Below are 16,300 nucleotides of genomic sequence, written 5' to 3'. Positions count from 1 at the left end.
CACTCCTATCTGAGCCCAATCCGTTCGGAGAGGGAATCCCACTTCAAAGTTGTGCCTTTCAGCTGGCTGAATGCGCCAAGCGGCAGATACAGCACGCCGTTGTCCACATCAACGGTATAGGATGCGGTTTTGCCGTTGAAGGTCGCTGTTCCGGCTGTAAGATTAACGTTCAGCGTATTTTTCTGCAGGGTCAGCTTAGCTGCGGAGGCATCGCCTGTGTACGTCCCGCCCAGCGCTTTAACCAGCGCGGCTGCAGGATAGAGCACCTCGTTGTCGCGGTTGATTTTAAACTTCGGATAAATATATTTTGATTGCAGCTCGCTCGAACGCTTGTTCAGATCCAGGCCAAGTGTGGCCGCACCCGCTTTGGCAATCTGCGTATTGTCCACTTGTCCTCTGACCTGATCGGCAATCGGACCGTACGCCCAGATTCCTACATCTACGGCTGAATGGCCATGTCCCGACCAGCCGATCAGCAGACGTTTCGATACCACAGCATTGTAGGCGCCCTCACGCTTATAGGAGGAGCCGTCGCCCGCCATAATCTGTGCCACTTCCTCGTCGGTCAGGTCGGTAATCCACGTATTTTTCGTTACGATACTGCGGATCTCTTCGGCAGTCTGGGCTGCTTCCAGTGCAGCGGCGATGCTTTCCGAGGAATGCTTCTGCTTATCCCACAGATCGATGTTGATTTCATAAATGTTATCGCGGGAGAGCGACAATCCGCCTGTCTCATGGTCGGCCGTAACGACAACGGAGGTATTGCCGTCTTTTTTAGCAAACTCAATGGCTGTCTTGAATGCTGCGTCGAAGTCGAGCGCTTCCTGCACCAGTGTCGGCAGGTCGTTGGCGTGGCCCGCGTGGTCGATCCGTCCGCCTTCAATCATCATCACAAAACCGTCCTTGTCCGCAGAAAGGATGTTCAGCGCCTTGGCGGTCATTTGCGACAGACTCGGAATTTCCGCAGTACGGTCCGGAACATAGGCGACATGGGAGCTTCCGAAGAGCCCGAGCACCTTGTCGTTTTTGGAGGTCAGCTTATTCAGTGCACTGGTGTTCTCCACAATGGTATAGCCTTTGGCGGTAAAATCGCCGAGAATGTTCTTGTCCGTACGCTTGCCCTTTTCCTCCTTGGTGACAAAAAACTGCTTGCCCCCGCCCATCAGCACATCGACGCCGCTCTCCAGATACTGCGAAGCGATGGCCGCTTCATTATCACGGCTGCGCACATGGGAGGCATACACAGCCGGAGTGGCGTGCGTAATCCGCGCCGTTGTTACAAGCCCTGTCGCTTTTCCGGTGCTTTCAGCCGCTTCGATAATCGAAGCAAACGGCTTCGACACATCCTCATTGGAGACGCTGATGCCGGCATTGTACGTCTTGTGGCCTGTGGCAAAAGCAGTGCCCGCCGACGCGGAGTCCGTGACGATTCCCGACACTACCGTTCCGCCGTCCTCACCGCGATCCGCATATGTAGTCGCTTGTCCCACATAATAGGGGTCCAGGTTCAAGTGGCTGATGTTCTTGGTGTATTGCTGGTAATATCTCGCTGCGGAAATTTGTGCCGGACCCATGCCGTCGCCGATCAGCACAATGAGATTCTTGGATTTCGCCTTGGCCGCTCCCCCGGCCGTAGTGTTACTCTGTGCCGCCGTAGCCAAGGTTGCCCCGGAGACAACGGCCGCCGCCAATCCCCCGATTACCATACCCCTCATTAACTTGTTCATGGTATACCCCTTCCTCACACTCATAATGGATATCTCCACCAATTCTAAACGAGGAATATTATGAAATTGTCAAAATAAGTTACAGATTATATTAAAACCCTCCGCTTGCATGATCCGGTGATCAAGGAAAAGGGAATCAAACGGCGAATATGTAGTGGGCAGTATGAGGTAGAACAAGAAAAGAGGATCAGCGGAGGATGGAAGCTATGGGAATTACATTAAGAAAAGCCGACGGTGCGGATGCCGCCGTTATTCATGAGATGCAGGTCAGAACATTCCTGCCGTTACTGGAGAAATATCAGGATGCCGAGACCAGTCCGGCCAATGAGCCGGTAGAAAGAGTGCTGCAGCGCATAGAACAACCCCAATCCGACTATTACATCATTCAGAACGCCGGGGTCCCTGTAGGGGGAATACGCGTGAGACAGAAGGAAGTGCAGCAGTATTGGATCAGCCCTGTGTTTATCCTGCCTGAGTACCAGGGTCTGGGTATAGCCCAAGCTGTCTTTGGCATCATCGAAGAGCTGTATCCGGAAGCACGTGTCTGGGGGCTGGCAACCATTCTGCAGGAGGAACGGAATTGCTACCTATATGAGAAGCTGGGATATACGAGAACCGGGGAACCCCATCCCATTAATGATAAGCTGACCATAGTGGGGTATGAGAAGCTTCTTTAGTATTATGTTTAAAAAAAGCCCTGCGGGTCTCGCCTTAAGCGAGTGTCCCACAGGGCATTCGTGTCCTCAGTCTCCACTGCTAGCGGTACGCATAACAGCGTTTAGCTCTCCAGCAATCGCAGCAGCTCTTCCTCGTCGTCAATGACTTGTATGCCGAGCTGCTGCGCCTTCGTTAGCTTACTGCCCGCCTTCTCGCCGGCAATGACGAGGTCGGTCTTCTTGGAGACGCTGCCGGAGACCTTCGCGCCCAGCGCTTCCAGCCGCTCCGCCGCTTCATCGCGGGTAAGCTTATGCAGCGTACCGGTCAGAACTACGGTTTTGCCGCTGAAGAAGGAATCCGTGCTGACCTGGCGCGGCGCTTCCGGCGCTTTAGGCTGTACACCGAGCTGCAGCAGGCGGTTAATCCCCGTCACAATAAACGGGTCGGCAAAATAGCTCACGATGCTCTCGGCGACGATGCCGCCGACATCCGGCAGCGCGGTCAGCTCCTCGGCGGAAGCGTTCATCACCGCCTCCAGGCTGCGGAAATGGTCGGCCAGCATCCGGGTCGTCGCTTTGCCGGTATTCGGGATGCCGAGGGCGTACAGGAAGGAGGCCAGGTCACGCCCTTTGCTTTCTTCCAGCGCCTTGAGCAGATTGTCCGCCTTCTTCTCGCCGAAGCGTTCCAGCTTCACGAGCTGCTCCAGCGTTAATTCATACAGATCCGCCGGCTCCTTCACATTCAGCTCCTCATACAGCTGTCCGGCCGTCTTGTCGCTGAAGGTCTCGATATCCATCGCGTCGCGGGACGCATAATGGGTAATCCGCGAGATGATCTGCGGCTTGCAGTTCAGCTTGTTGTTGCAGAAGAGATGGGCGCCGCGCATCTCCAGCGGGAAACCGCAAGCCGGGCAATTCACCGGATAGATAATCTCCCCGCCGTCGCTCTCTTCCGTAACCTTGCCGAGAATCTCCGGAATAACATCGTTGGAGCGGCGGATAAACACCCGCGACCCCAGGGCGAACTTGAGATTCTTGCGTTCAATATCGCCGACATTGTTCAGCGTACAGTTCTGCACGGTTACTCCGGCCAGCTCAACGGCTTCCACGCGGGCGAGCGGGGTAACCTTACCGGTCCGGCCGACATTCCAGCTGACCGATTCCAGAATCGTCGTCGTCTCTTCGGCTTCGAACTTGTAGGCCACCGCCCAGCGCGGGAATTTATCGGTATAGCCGAGCACCTCGCGGATGCGGAAATCGGTAACCTTGATGACGGCTCCGTCGATCAGGTAGTCCAGGCCTGCTCTTTTTTCTTCGATCTCAGCCAGCTGCTCGGTCACATCGTCGAAGTTCTCGAAATACGTCAGATACGGATTCACCTTGAAATAATTGCTCCGGAGGAAATCCATCATCTCCTGATGATCGGTAAACTGTATGCCATCCGAGTAACCTACATTGTAGAAGTAGGCATTCAGCCTGCGTTCGGCGGTCACCTTCGGGTTCAGGTTGCGCAGCGCTCCGGCTGCCCCGTTGCGGGCATTCTTCAGCGGCTCGGCTGCGCGGGTATTATAATCAGCCAGCACGGACAGGTTCATAATACCTTCACCTTGCACCTCGATCAGCCCGTCCTTGAACGGGATCGTCAGCGGTACAGACTTAATCGTCTTCACCTGGGCGAGAATCCCCTCCCCGACCACGCCGTTGCCGCGGGTTGCCGCCTGCACCAGCTTGCCGCCCTCATAGGTAAGGTTCAGCGTCAGGCCGTCGAACTTCAGCTCTACAGCATAGCAGGGAGCCGGCAGCGGCTGGTCCGGGTTCTTGCTGTTGTAATCATTCACCAGCTTAAGCACCCGGGTGTTCCAGCTGCGCAGCTGCTCGATGTTCTGCGCTTTGTCAAGGCTCCACAGCGGCGCCAGATGGCGGTGCGGTGTGAAGCCCTTCAGCAGCTCGCCGCCCACCCGCTGGGTCGGCGAATCGGGCAGCGTCATGCCGCTCTCCGTCTCCAGGGCCAGCAGCTTGTCATAGAGGGCATCATATTCCTTGTCGCTGACCAGCGGCGCGTCGAGCGTATAGTAATGATAATTATATTTGTTCAGCTCGGCGACGAGCTCTTCCATGGCATGCATGTGATCCATCCGGGCATATCCCTCCGTACCTTGGCTTAAGATTCCGCTTCTCTATTATTCTTTATACTCCGTAATCGCATTCGTTAACCGTATGCGTATGCGAGCACCGTACCGTTCATTCCACCTTGGTGATCGGTGCGAACCCGGCCAGCAGGCGCTTCACGCCCGTCGGCGCCGGAAAAGCAATCTGCAGCTCCGTATCGTTCCCGCTGCCCTTCACGGCCACAATGGTGCCGATGCCCCATTTGCCGTGGGACACCTTGTCGCCGGCCTTGAAGCCGTCCGGCGACGTTGTTCCCGGAGCGCGCATCGCCGCTCCGCTCGTCACGGTCACGCGGCCCGCCGATGGGGCCGCGGAGGCCGTGCTGCCGCCGCTAGCCGTTGCGGCGGCGGAGCCGGTTCCGGCAGCCCCGCCGCGGCTGCCGAAGTTGCTGCGGCTGCCGCTGCCGAAGCCGCGGCTGCCGTAGGCTCCGCCGGCGGCTGAGCCGCGCCGGAAGCGGTCGCCGCCGGAGCCGGTGTCTTCCCGCAGTTCCTCGGGAATCTCCTCCAGGAAGCGGGACGGCGCATTCGCGTTCGTCCGTCCGAACAGCGTGCGGGTACGTGCGCAGCTAAGGTACAGCTGCTTCTCCGCACGCGTAATGCCCACATACGCCAGCCGGCGCTCCTCTTCCAGCTCCTGATCGTCCTGGAAGGCCCGGCTGTGCGGGAACACCCCTTCCTCCATGCCGATGATGAAGACGACCGGGAACTCCAGGCCCTTGGCGCTGTGCATCGTCATCAGCACAACGGCATCGCTGCGGTCTTCCTCCTCATCGTTCATGCTGTCGATGTCGGCGATCAGCGCGAGATCGGTCAGGAAGGCGACTAGTGACTTGTCTTCATTGTTCTTCTCAAATTCCATGGTGACGGACAGGAACTCATCGATGTTCTCCAGCCGGGCGCGCGATTCCAGTGTGTTCTCGTTCTGCAGTTCCAGGCGGTACTGCGACATCTCCAGCACCTTCTCCGTCAGTTCCGTCACAGAGAGGAACTCCACCATACGGTGAAGCGCCTCGATCATATCGTAGAATTCGACTAGGGCGTTGCGCGTCTTGCCGGCAAAGCCCAGATCATCCACGGTCTCCAGCACGCGGAAGATCGACACGCCGCGCTCGCCTGCCGCCGCAGCCAGCTTGGCAACGGTCGTGTCGCCGATACCCCGCTTCGGCACATTGATGATACGCACCAGGCTGATGTCGTCGTCGGGATTAGACAGCAGGCGCAGATAGGCCAGCAGATCCTTGATTTCCTTGCGGTCATAGAACTTGATGCCGCCGACGATCTGGTACGGAATATCCGACTTGATCAGAATTTCTTCTATTACACGGGACTGGGCATTCGTGCGGTACAGAATCGCATGATTCTGGTAGGCCTGTCCCTGCTTCACATTATTGCTGATTTCCCCGGTGATGAAATATCCTTCATCATGCTCGGTATCCCCACGGAAGACCTTGATCTTCTCGCCCTCGGCCGAATCTGTCCACAGTTTCTTCGGTTTGCGGCCGGAGTTACGGGCAATGACCCCGTTGGCAGCGTTCAGAATATTCGAGGTGGAACGGTAGTTCTGCTCCAGCAGAATGGTCTTCGCTTCAGGGTAGTCTTCTTCAAAGTTGAGGATGTTCGTAATATCGGCTCCGCGCCAGCGGTAGATCGACTGGTCGCTGTCGCCGACGACACAAATCCGGTGGTGGGCATCGGCCAGCATCCGGCAGAGCATATACTGCGCCCGGTTCGTATCCTGATACTCATCGACATGAATATATTTGAATTTCTTCTGGTAGAAATCAAGCACCTCAGGCACTTCCTTGAACAGCTCGATCGTCTTCATGATCAGATCGTCGAAATCGAGGGAGTTGTTGCTCTTCAGGCGCTTCTGATACATCTTATAGACCTTGGCGACAATACCTTCGAAATAATCGCCGGCCTTCTGCTCATACAGCGCCGGTGTCACCAGCTCATTCTTGGCGGTGCTGATCATCGCCTGCACAGCCTTAGGCTCGAACTTCTTGGTATCAATATTCTGATCCTTCATGCAGTTGCGGATGACCGACAGCTGGTCGGCCGAATCCAGAATCGAGAAATTGGAGGAAAAGCCGATGCGTTCAATGTCCCTGCGCAGAATACGCACACACATGGAGTGGAAGGTGGAGACCCAAATGTCGCGCCCCTCCGGTCCGACCAGCTTGGAGACACGCTCCTGCATCTCGCGTGCGGCTTTGTTGGTAAAGGTAATCGCCAGGATCGCCCACGGCGGCGCCTTGCGGGTGGAGATGAGATAAGCGATCCGGTGCGTCAGCACCCGCGTCTTGCCGGAGCCTGCGCCGGCCATAATCAGCAGCGGCCCCTCCGTTGTTTCGACTGCCTGCCGCTGCGGGGGATTCAGCCGGCTGATGGCGTCTTGTATGTTAACAAGCTGCATGGTGAACATGCTCCTTTCTGCACATAAACATCCAGTTTCTTTTATTTAATCAACAGCAAGCTTCGCCGTACTCTTCACGGCTTCTACCGTAGCCAGCGCCTGCTGCACATCGCTGTAAATAATATTGCCTACTACCACTGTGTCACACAGCGCGGCGGCCTGCTCCGCTTCGTGTGCACTCCTGATGCCGCCGCCGTAGAAGAGCTGGCTGTACTCCACCGACTCTCGCACCGCACGCACGGTTTCCATATCGCCAAAGGTGCCGCTATACTCCAGGTATACCACCGGGAGCTGCATCAGCTTGTCGGCAATCTGCGCATACGCTGCAGCTGCGTCCGCATCCAGCGCGCAGTCTGCACCCGTCAGCCTGGCCACGGAGGACTCGGCGTTCAGCACGATATACCCCTCTGTCAGCAACAGCTCCCAAGGAATCAGGCTTCCGTAACGTTCAATCGCTATGCGGTGCTGTCCAAGGATCCAGGCCGTATCGGCGGTATTGAGCACCATCGGAATCATATACAGATCAAAGCCCGGTACCACCGCCGCCAGATCGGACACCTCCAGCGCACAGGGAAGGCCATAGCTCTGCACTCTGCGCAGCAGGTCCTGTGTGTTCCCGTACGTCACGCCGGTGGAGCCGCCTACGAGAACGGCATCGGTCCCGGAACGGCAAATCAGCGCCAGTTCCGGCTCGCCCAGCTCACGGTCCGGGTCCAGCTTAAATACATGCCGCCACGGCTTGATTAATTGCCGCATTTCATTCATGGACTTCCATCCTCACCAGTCAATTCACAGCCTGCAGGCCACGCCCGCAAGCCCAAAAACCGTAACTCTAGCATATGCCAGCCGCAAAGGGGTGTCAATTTATCCGGCCCCAAAAATGCGAACATTTTTTCGCTTTTTTATTTAACATAATTAGCTATCCGTGGCTTCCGCAAAGTATACGGAATAGGCTGCAACGGGTTCGCTTCCCTTTGTGGTGCTGTTTATCTTATTCCAGGATACCCGGCAAGCTCATCCTCCGGCACAAAATCCGTATAAAACCCGTCCACCCCAAGCCGCGACAGCTTGACGATTTCTTTCTGATCATTGACAGTATGCACATAAACACGGGCTCCGGCCTGCTTGAGCTGCCGCACGAAGCTTTTGCTCGCTTTGGTGACGGGCATCGTAATGTCTACACCGGCTTTTTTTACAAAATCCACAACCTGCTCCTCGCTGTCCTGCGACTGATAGAGGGTGTAGATGATTTCAGGAAACTCATGCACGTTATTCACGACATCCAGCATATCCCGGCTGTAAATCTGCGGTACAATACGCGCCAGCAGCGCAGGATCGCGGCTTTCCGCCGCTTCCACAATCAGCTCGAACTGCCGGGTCACCAGCTCCGGGTTCTTCTCCTTCGTATCCGTCACAATATAGGCGTCCGGGTAAGCCACCAGCAAGTCCATGATCTTGTCGATATCGACCGGCGAGTATAAATCAAGAATCGGGCTGTCCATAAAATCACTGTAGGTCAGAACGGCCCCCTGCTTAGCCGCAGGAAGGACCGTCAGCTGGCCCAGCAGCTTGCTCATATTGCCGGTCCACTCATGGCGGGCAACCAGCTTATCATCCGCACTCAGCAGCAGATCCGCTTCAAACACCCGGGTGCCCATCTCATAATTGGCAATGAACGCTTCATAGCTGTTGGTATACGTATGGCCGTTGATGCCGCCCAGGGCATGGGCAATTACTTTATAGGCGGCAAAGCCGGTCTCCGGCTCCTTCCTGCCGCTCAGGGCAAAAATAAACAGCAGCGCTATGGCGCAAATCATCATCACGACGGCCAGCAATCTTTTTTTCATAGCTGCAGATTCCTTTACACACAGATGTAGTAGTAGAAAAAGAAAAAACGGCTGTGCCCTTGGTTTAAGGTTGGCAACCGTTTGGTAGAATGAGTTCAGTACGCATTTTTGAAGCCGTTGCGGATGGTCTTAACAATAATCCGGATATCAAACAGCAGCGACCAGTTCTCGATGTAAAAAATATCGTGCTTGATCCGTTCCTCAATCGAAGTATCGCCGCGCAGCCCGTTGCTCTGGGCCCAGCCGGTAATGCCCGGCCGCACATGATGCTTGACCATGTATTTGGGAATCTCCTCACGGAACTGCTGCACATAATACGGCCGCTCGGGACGGGGTCCCACTACGCTCATCTGGCCGAACAGCACATTGAAGAATTGCGGCAGCTCGTCAAGGCTGGTCCGGCGGATAAAGCTGCCAAACCGGGTGCGGCGCGGATCCTGCGGCGTGCTCCAGCCCGTATCCTCCACACCTTCCTGCTGCATGCGCATGGAGCGGAACTTATACATCATGAAGTTGCGGCGGTTCAGGCCGACGCGCTCCTGCTTAAAGATAATCGGGCCGGGCGAGGTCAGACGTACTCCCAGCGCCACCAGCAGCATCACAGGCGACATCATAATAATCGCAAACAAGGAGAAAATAATATCAAACGCCCGCTTGGCCGCTTTGTTCCCCGTCATATCCAGCGGAATATCGCGTACATTGATCATCGGCATTCCGGCAAAATTATCGAAATACGGCCGGGCCGGCAAATAATCGAAGAAGTCGGGGATAATCAGCGTGCGCACCCCGGCCTTCTCACAGGCCGCGATAATCCCCGGATACTTGGAGTGCGCGTCGAGCGGGAGTGCCAGAATGACCTCATCCACCGGCAGCATCTCCAGCATCCCTTCCAGCTCATCAACCTTGCCGAGAACCGGCTTATAGCGCTCTGCCTCGATTCCGTCCCACGTATGATAGTCATCCAGGAAGCCGATCGTTTCGTATCCCAGCTCCGGATACTGCACCAGATTATTGTAGAACCGCTTGCCGAGTGTACCTGCTCCGATAATCAGCACGAACTGGCGGTTGTAGCCCTTTTGGCGGAGCGATTTCAGCATCTTCTTCAGCACATAACGGTACAGCATAATGGACAGGACATTGAAGCCCATGTAGATCGCTAGGTATTGGCGGGAAACGTCGATTTCCTTCAGGAAGAACATCAGACCGAGCAGAATAAAGATGGCCATGATGTGTACCTGGAAAATTTTTAGAAATTCATCAACGAACCGTTTCTTACGTTTAGGCAAATACAGCGAGAGCAGGAACCCGATCGCCACGGCGATAGCGCCGTAGAGCAAGCTCCAGTACGCATACGATTCAACGGGCAGCGTGTTATAGGACTCCAGCCAGCCGCTTCTGAATTTCAGCCACCAGGCCGCCAGGAACGAGAGCTGAATCACCAGGAAGTCAGCCACCATATAAAGATTGGTCAGAAACTTCTGATTCCGGCGGATCATAATCTCACCTCGGTGTTCGAATCTTGCCTTCCGGCATTCGTTCCGGTGCCCGAAAGGCTTTGGGCCGGAGACGGAACCGTGCGCGGTGCGGTTAATGCATTCTTGAGCAGCGAAAGCGCAAATTTGACGCCGACTCCCGCATAGACCACTCCATTAATCATACTGTTATAACGTCCGGCATAATGCTTGCGGTGAAACAAAATCATCGCCCGGTGGAACTCATATACGATCTTAAACGGTCTGCGCCGGGCGCTGCCGCCTTTGAGATGGATAATTGACGTCCGCGGATAGTAATAAATGCCCCACCCGGCCTCCTTGATGCGGAAGCACCAGTCCAAATCTTCACCGTACATAAAAAACTCCTCGTCCAGCCCGCCGACCTGCTCCATCGTCTCCCGCCGCACCAGCATAAACGCTCCCACCAGAGCGTCTACCGGATACTCCTCATCAGGGTCCAGATACCCAAGCTGGTAGCCGTTAAAGCGCGGCTTATCGGGGAACAGCTTGCTGAAGCCAAATGCATAATAGAAGGAAGCTGACGGTGTCGGAAAACCCCGCTTACAAGCCTTATCCAATGAGCCATCCGGCAAAATAACCTTACACCCTGCCGCTCCAAGCTCCGGCCGCCGGTCCATCAAGGCAACCATCGTCTCCAGCGTATCCTTCCGCACCACCGTATCGGAATTGAGCAGCAGCACGTACCGGCCTGCGGATACTTCCATCCCCTGGTTGTTGCCCTTGGCAAACCCGACATTCTCCGTGTTGGCAATCAGCCGGACATCCGGGAACTCCTGGCGGATCATTTCCACCGAATTATCGTGGGAGTTATTGTCTATTAAAATAATTTCATAGGAATAGCCCGTCTCCGAATCATAGACCGACCTGATACAATCCAGCGTCAGGCGGCAGGTGTTGTAATTGAGGATCAGTATGCTTACATCTACACTCAATGCAATAACGCTCCTGACAAAATTAGTAATCTATCGACAACCATTATAACATAAAACCTCCCTCATAGGGACCGCCTATGAATGGGAGGTTTATGCAGAGTGATAGTGGAATCGGAGACAGACCTAGTCTAAAGCCGATTTTATAGAAACGACAGCAAGTCCCTTGGCTGCTCTAGTTGTAGGAATGCTCTTTCCTGTTTACAACCTGCTGCCGAGTATATTATTCATGCTCTTACTTGTAACTCTTGCGTTCCTTGTCCTATATTTCTTTGCCTATAGGTTCCTTCCCCGCTGCTTCGCAAGCGCCTGAATATAGCGCCGCTTCCGCCGTAGCTCCTTGCGCTGCGACCAAAAGGTCGTCCAGGCTTTGAGCAACTGCGGTTCCCTCAGGAGCATATAGCCAGTGGCGGCAATTTCGTATGGCAGCGAACATAGCATTGTAGGTAGAAGCGTACGTATTGGTTCGTTTTTATAGAGCATCTTGTAGCGATTAATATAGGAGATCCGCCGGATAAACAGCGCCTTGTCGCTGCGCCCCGATGTCTTCCAGCCCCGCTCATGGTAACCTATAGCTTCTGCATTGTAGAATGCGTTCCAGCCGAATAACTGCGCCCGCCAGGCGACATCAACATCTTCCTTATACGCAAAAAAATCCCCGTCAAAAAATTCGCCCTCGACGCTGACATCCTCGATCATCCTCCGCGAATACATGGCAGCGGCTCCGGATACTCCAAATACCAGGCCCGAGTCCGGGCCCTGCGCCGCCGGTTCCCCTGCTCTCCGGTCAAACGCCCGCCGGGCCCGGTTCATCCTCAGCCCTGTGCTATCGAGCAGCGACGGATCGGCCTTAAGCAGCAGCTTGCCCGTTGCACTGCCGATGCGCGGATCGGCTTCCATGACTGCTATCAGCCGTGAAACATAATCAGCCGCCAGCTCCAAGTCGGGATTGAGCACCAGCACGTAGTCCGTATCGGTGGCGGCAATAGCCTGATTGTGTGCGGGTGCGAAGCCGGTGTTCGCGGGATTTTCGATGAGGGTGAGTTGGGGGTAAAGTCTCGCTTCCGGATGTTTCCCCGTTAGCCGGTTTTCGCCCAATTCACCAGAATCCTGCTGCTGCTCCGTCAGTTGATGCTCTTTTTGGCTGATCACTGCTCCCTGATGGCATGCAGAATCTTGTTGCTTCGCTTCTAGCTCGCGGTACCACTCGCGCACTTTTCCCGCCGAGCCATCCTTTGAGGCATTATCCACCACAACGATCTGCTCTACCGGGTAATCCTGGGCAATCACAGCCTGAAGGCAATCTATAATGTCGTCCCCGCTGTTATAGGTAACGATATGTACACTAACCGTTTTCATGTTCATTAGTAACTCCGCATTTCTACAAGATTGGTAATCCTATTCGTCCATTATATCGGAATCATTGCAGGTCGGCTATGTTGGCCTCCCCTATGCCCCATTATGCCCACCCCTGCTTCCTCTTCTTTCGGCAAACCCAAAGCAAAAACTCCCGAACCGTTGGTTACGGCCCGGGAGCAATCTCATTACCCTATTCGCTTTGTTTACTTCAATTCCAGCAAGAAATCTCGCAGACCTTCCCGCCATGGCCGGATATCCTGGAAACCATTCGTACGGATCGACAGATGCTCCATAACGGAATACTGCGGACGCGGAGCCGGACGCGGAAACTGTTCTGTCGTGCATGGTTCCAGCTTAGCGGTAAACTTAAGTCCAAGAAGCTCCTCAGCTTCGGCAAAGATCGCCTGCGTGAATTCATACCATGTGCAGGCTTCGCTGTTGGAAGCATGGTAGATGCCGTACTTCTCCGTCTGGATCAGCTCAAGTACAAAACGGGCCAGATCAACGGTGTAGGTCGGCGATCCCTTCTGATCATTAACAACCTGAAGCAGCGGCTTCTCCTGTCCCAGCTTCAGCATGGTCTTGACGAAGTTGTTGCCGTACTTGCCGTACACCCAGGAGGTACGGACAATGAAGAATTTAGAAGACAGCGATTGAACCAGAATCTCACCAGCCCGTTTCGACTTGCCGTAAATGCTCTGCGGGTCTGTATTGTCATATTCATGGTATGGCTTCGTACCCATGCCGTCGAAGACATAATCGGTGCTAATGTACACCAGCTTCGCGCCGGCTTGCTCCGCCGCCAGGGCTACATTCCGGCTTCCCGTGGCATTAATCAGATAGGCGCTATCGATATCTGTCTCCGCGACATCCACCGCTGTGTGGGCAGCGCAGTGAACTACAGCATCAGGCGCAAAGCCGCCAATTACTTCTTTGCACTGATCCAGATCAGTAATATCCATCTCCTGCCGGTCGCAGCCCATCACTTCATGACCCTGCGCAGTCAGCAGCAATACCAGGTCCTGACCCAGCTGCCCCGCAGAACCGGTCACCAATACCTTCATCTTCGGCATTACAGCGAATCCCCCAGACGGCTGCCGTACTGCAGCGCAGCATACTTCTGGTATTCGCCTGATTGGATCCGCGTCCACCACTCCTGATTGTCGAGATACCAGCGGATCGTTTCCTTAATGCCCGTCTCAAAGGTATGCTTCGGCTTCCAGCCCAGCTCACGCGTAATCTTCGTAGGATCAATGCCATACCGGCGGTCGTGTCCAGGACGGTCCTGCACATACGTAATCAGCGACTCCGGCTTGCCGAGCTCCTGCAGAATCGTCTTTACAATATGCACATTGGTGCGCTCGTTGTTGCCTCCGATGTTGTACACTTCACCGATCACGCCATTATGAATAACAAGATCAATCGCGCTGCAGTGGTCTTCAACGTACAACCAGTCACGAATATTAAGTCCGTCACCATACACAGGCAGAGCCCCGTCGTTCAGCGCACGCGAGATCATCAGCGGAATCAGCTTCTCCGGGAACTGGTAAGGCCCGTAGTTATTCGAGCAGCGTGTGATGTTAACCGGCAGCCCGAAAGTTTCATGGTAGGCACGAACGAGCAAATCACCGCCCGCTTTACTTGCGGAATACGGACTGTTCGGCGTGAGCGGCGTTTCTTCGGTAAACAATCCGGTCGCACCCAGCGTCCCATATACCTCATCGGTGGACACCTGCACAAACTTGGTCACACTGTATTTCTTAGCCGCATCCAGAAGCACCTGGGTTCCCAGCACATTCGTCTTTACGAACACATCCGGCTCCAAAATACTCCGGTCCACATGCGACTCCGCCGCAAAATTGACCACCACATCCACACCCTGGCCAATCAGCTCATCCATCGCCGCCACGTCCGTAATATTCGCCTTCACAAACGTATAGTTCGGATGGTTCTCCACCGATTTCAGATTCTCCAGATTGCCCGCATACGTCAGCGCATCCACGTTGACGATTTGATAATCAGGGTGCTGCTGCAGCATGTATATTACAAAGTTGCTGCCGATAAATCCGGCGCCGCCGGTGACGAGAAGTTTCATGGGATAACCACCTCTGGGTTTAATGAGGATATTTCAAATTATACTCTGCGACCTTAGGAGTGAATTCCGCTCCCTCCTCAGAAAGTGCAGAATCAGACATCAACTAATCAATTGCCAATGACGAATCACTTTATAATATGCAATTCCCATTATTATTGATATAATATTCGTTTATTTTGGGTAACCTGGGCATTTAGCATATTATTACAATTATCTATATTAGATCTTGATTTTCTTCATAAATAACTTTACATAAAAAACCGGTTGTCTATATAGACCACCGGATACGAAAGCTTTCGCCAAAGAGTTATAAATAGGTAGCCTTCATATTTATGAAGCTCTTTCTTTAAAATGACATGTATAAATAGACTAAAAATTGATCCGTTCTTTCTCAACAACCAAAGGCCTTTTTAAAACTTGTGTATGAATCGAACCAATATACTCCCCTAATATACCAATAAAAAACAATTGTACAGATGAAAACAAAAAAAGGCCAATGATTAGCGGTGCCGTTCCTAGGGAAAAGTAATTCCAAAATAAAAGCTTTGCTATCAAATATCCCAGGGCAACAAACAAGCTTAAAGCAGATAAAACAAAGCCGAGCATTGCTGCTAATCTAAGGGGTATTTTGGAGTGATTTGTAATCCCTAACATTGCGATATCATATAATGTATAAAAATTATTTTTTGTTATGCCACGTTTTCTGACAGGCTGAACATATTCTATTTTATAGCTTTCAAAACCAATATCAGATATCAATCCTCTAAAATAAGGGTAGGGATCATCAATCTCTTTTAAAATACGAATAATTTCTTTGTCATATAAACCGAATCCAGTATTATTCTTAGTTAATTCAATCTCTGAAACTCTGTTAATAAAATTATAGTACATCTTCCTTATTGCAAACATCGCTTTACTTTCATGACTTTGAGTTTTAACTCCCAATACAACTTTGTAGCCATTTTCCCATTTCTCTATAAAGCTATTAATCATTTCTGGCGGATCTTGTAAATCAGCGACTAATAAAATCACTGCATCCCCCGATGCCTGCAACAAAGCATGGTAAGGAGAGCGAATGTGTCCAAAATTTCTTGAGTTAACAATTATCTTTACATTTCTATCGTCTCGAGCAATCTTTTTTAATATTTCAACCGTCTTATCTTTAGAAGCATTATCAATAAAAATATGCTCATAAATATAACCTGGTATCTTTGCGAATACTTCTTTCACTTGATTATATAATTCCTGGACATTCTCCTCTTCATTATAACAGGGGGTTACTATACTTATAGTTTTCATTTTATTCTATTCTCCCAATTTGTAGCCGATTTAAACAAAATTACGACCTCTACAATATGCGAGTACTTATCTGGCACTCGCTTAACTGTTTTTCGCTTTCAGAAATTATTCAAGAACTGACAATTATGTTATATGTTTTTGTTTATTACTATTGGTACATCTTGTTCGACTATGGTATTGACAGCTTCTCAACTTATTCTCCTCTCTTAACATCGCCTATAATAATTTCTTTATCAAACTATCAATATTGCATAGCTTTTAAACTTGGCTGGGTATTAGGTTCCAAAGAA

Annotated in this window: 12 protein-coding genes; 1 reads left to right on the top strand and 11 read right to left on the bottom strand. The window is 52.8% G+C overall.

All coding sequences use genetic code 11. The annotated features are described in order from the left end of the window. Positions 1-5: 5 nt before the first annotated feature. Positions 6-1,727, bottom strand: a complete 1,722-nt coding sequence (locus F1381_RS05675) for an alkaline phosphatase (RefSeq protein WP_151733840.1) — start codon at positions 1,725-1,727, stop codon at positions 6-8. A gap of 206 nt (positions 1,728-1,933) precedes the next feature. Between F1381_RS05675 and F1381_RS05670 the strand changes: the two genes are divergently transcribed. Then, positions 1,934-2,404 carry a GNAT family N-acetyltransferase gene (locus F1381_RS05670; RefSeq protein ID WP_151733839.1) on the top strand — a complete coding sequence of 157 codons (471 nt, stop codon included), beginning with the start codon at positions 1,934-1,936 and terminating at the stop codon, positions 2,402-2,404. A gap of 101 nt (positions 2,405-2,505) precedes the next feature. Here F1381_RS05670 and ligA read toward each other — a convergent pair whose 3' ends face one another. The 10 genes from ligA to F1381_RS05620 all read right to left on the bottom strand — a co-directional run bounded on the left by ligA (position 2,506) and on the right by F1381_RS05620 (position 16,010). Further along, positions 2,506-4,518 (bottom strand): NAD-dependent DNA ligase LigA, encoded by a 2,013-nt coding sequence (gene ligA, locus F1381_RS05665; protein WP_151733838.1) that lies wholly within the window; start codon positions 4,516-4,518, stop codon positions 2,506-2,508. A gap of 106 nt (positions 4,519-4,624) precedes the next feature. Next, entirely contained in the window at positions 4,625-6,967 is a 2,343-nt protein-coding gene (pcrA, locus tag F1381_RS05660) for a DNA helicase PcrA (RefSeq protein ID WP_151733837.1), read from the bottom strand. 45 nt (positions 6,968-7,012) lie between these two features. Continuing rightward, positions 7,013-7,723, bottom strand: coding sequence for a heptaprenylglyceryl phosphate synthase (pcrB, locus tag F1381_RS05655; RefSeq protein WP_151733876.1), 711 nt, complete (start codon positions 7,721-7,723; stop codon positions 7,013-7,015). A gap of 230 nt (positions 7,724-7,953) precedes the next feature. Beyond that, complete coding sequence (locus tag F1381_RS05650; RefSeq protein ID WP_151733836.1) at positions 7,954-8,814, bottom strand: phosphatidylinositol-specific phospholipase C/glycerophosphodiester phosphodiesterase family protein; 861 nt, start codon at positions 8,812-8,814, stop codon at positions 7,954-7,956. Positions 8,815-8,909: 95 nt separating this feature from the next. Further along, on the bottom strand, positions 8,910-10,310 hold the full coding sequence (locus F1381_RS05645) for an undecaprenyl-phosphate glucose phosphotransferase (protein WP_151733835.1): 1,401 nt from the start codon (positions 10,308-10,310) through the stop codon (positions 8,910-8,912). After that, positions 10,307-11,260, bottom strand: a complete 954-nt coding sequence (locus F1381_RS05640) for a glycosyltransferase family 2 protein (RefSeq protein ID WP_151733834.1) — start codon at positions 11,258-11,260, stop codon at positions 10,307-10,309. Before F1381_RS05640 ends, F1381_RS05645 begins: the two co-directional genes overlap by 4 nt. Before the next feature lie 273 nt (positions 11,261-11,533). Beyond that, complete coding sequence (locus F1381_RS05635) at positions 11,534-12,616, bottom strand: glycosyltransferase family 2 protein (protein ID WP_246187912.1); 1,083 nt, start codon at positions 12,614-12,616, stop codon at positions 11,534-11,536. 203 nt (positions 12,617-12,819) lie between these two features. After that, positions 12,820-13,680 (bottom strand): dTDP-4-dehydrorhamnose reductase, encoded by an 861-nt coding sequence (gene rfbD, locus F1381_RS05630; protein WP_151733874.1) that lies wholly within the window; start codon positions 13,678-13,680, stop codon positions 12,820-12,822. Positions 13,681-13,688: 8 nt separating this feature from the next. Then, positions 13,689-14,711 (bottom strand): dTDP-glucose 4,6-dehydratase, encoded by a 1,023-nt coding sequence (rfbB, locus tag F1381_RS05625; RefSeq protein ID WP_151733833.1) that lies wholly within the window; start codon positions 14,709-14,711, stop codon positions 13,689-13,691. Between the two features lie 369 nt (positions 14,712-15,080). Beyond that, the gene (locus F1381_RS05620) at positions 15,081-16,010 is read right to left on the bottom strand and encodes a glycosyltransferase family 2 protein (RefSeq protein ID WP_151733832.1); all 930 of its coding nucleotides are present in this window, start codon (positions 16,008-16,010) and stop codon (positions 15,081-15,083) included. Positions 16,011-16,300 lie beyond the last annotated feature (290 nt).

Origin of the sequence: Paenibacillus tengchongensis, from assembly GCF_008973665.1 — a bacterium.
In the GTDB taxonomy this organism is placed as follows: domain Bacteria; phylum Bacillota; class Bacilli; order Paenibacillales; family Paenibacillaceae; genus Paenibacillus_AQ; species Paenibacillus_AQ tengchongensis.
Note: the sequence above shows the minus strand (reverse complement) of the source record. Positions and strands in the feature narration are given on the sequence as shown.

Bases quoted from the DNA above. Each gene is read 5' to 3' on its own strand.
- F1381_RS05675 (WP_151733840.1), bottom strand. From the start codon at position 1,727: ATGAACAAGTTAATGAGGGGTATGGTAATCGGGGGATTGGCGGCGGCC.
- F1381_RS05670 (WP_151733839.1), top strand. From the start codon at position 1,934: ATGGGAATTACATTAAGAAAAGCCGACGGTGCGGATGCCGCCGTTATT.
- ligA (WP_151733838.1), bottom strand. From the start codon at position 4,518: ATGGATCACATGCATGCCATGGAAGAGCTCGTCGCCGAGCTGAACAAA.
- pcrA (WP_151733837.1), bottom strand. From the start codon at position 6,967: ATGCAGCTTGTTAACATACAAGACGCCATCAGCCGGCTGAATCCCCCG.
- pcrB (WP_151733876.1), bottom strand. From the start codon at position 7,723: ATGCGGCAATTAATCAAGCCGTGGCGGCATGTATTTAAGCTGGACCCG.
- F1381_RS05650 (WP_151733836.1), bottom strand. From the start codon at position 8,814: ATGAAAAAAAGATTGCTGGCCGTCGTGATGATGATTTGCGCCATAGCG.
- F1381_RS05645 (WP_151733835.1), bottom strand. From the start codon at position 10,310: ATGATCCGCCGGAATCAGAAGTTTCTGACCAATCTTTATATGGTGGCT.
- F1381_RS05635 (WP_246187912.1), bottom strand. From the start codon at position 12,616: ATGAAAACGGTTAGTGTACATATCGTTACCTATAACAGCGGGGACGAC.
- rfbD (WP_151733874.1), bottom strand. From the start codon at position 13,680: ATGAAGGTATTGGTGACCGGTTCTGCGGGGCAGCTGGGTCAGGACCTG.
- rfbB (WP_151733833.1), bottom strand. From the start codon at position 14,711: ATGAAACTTCTCGTCACCGGCGGCGCCGGATTTATCGGCAGCAACTTT.
- F1381_RS05620 (WP_151733832.1), bottom strand. From the start codon at position 16,010: ATGAAAACTATAAGTATAGTAACCCCCTGTTATAATGAAGAGGAGAAT.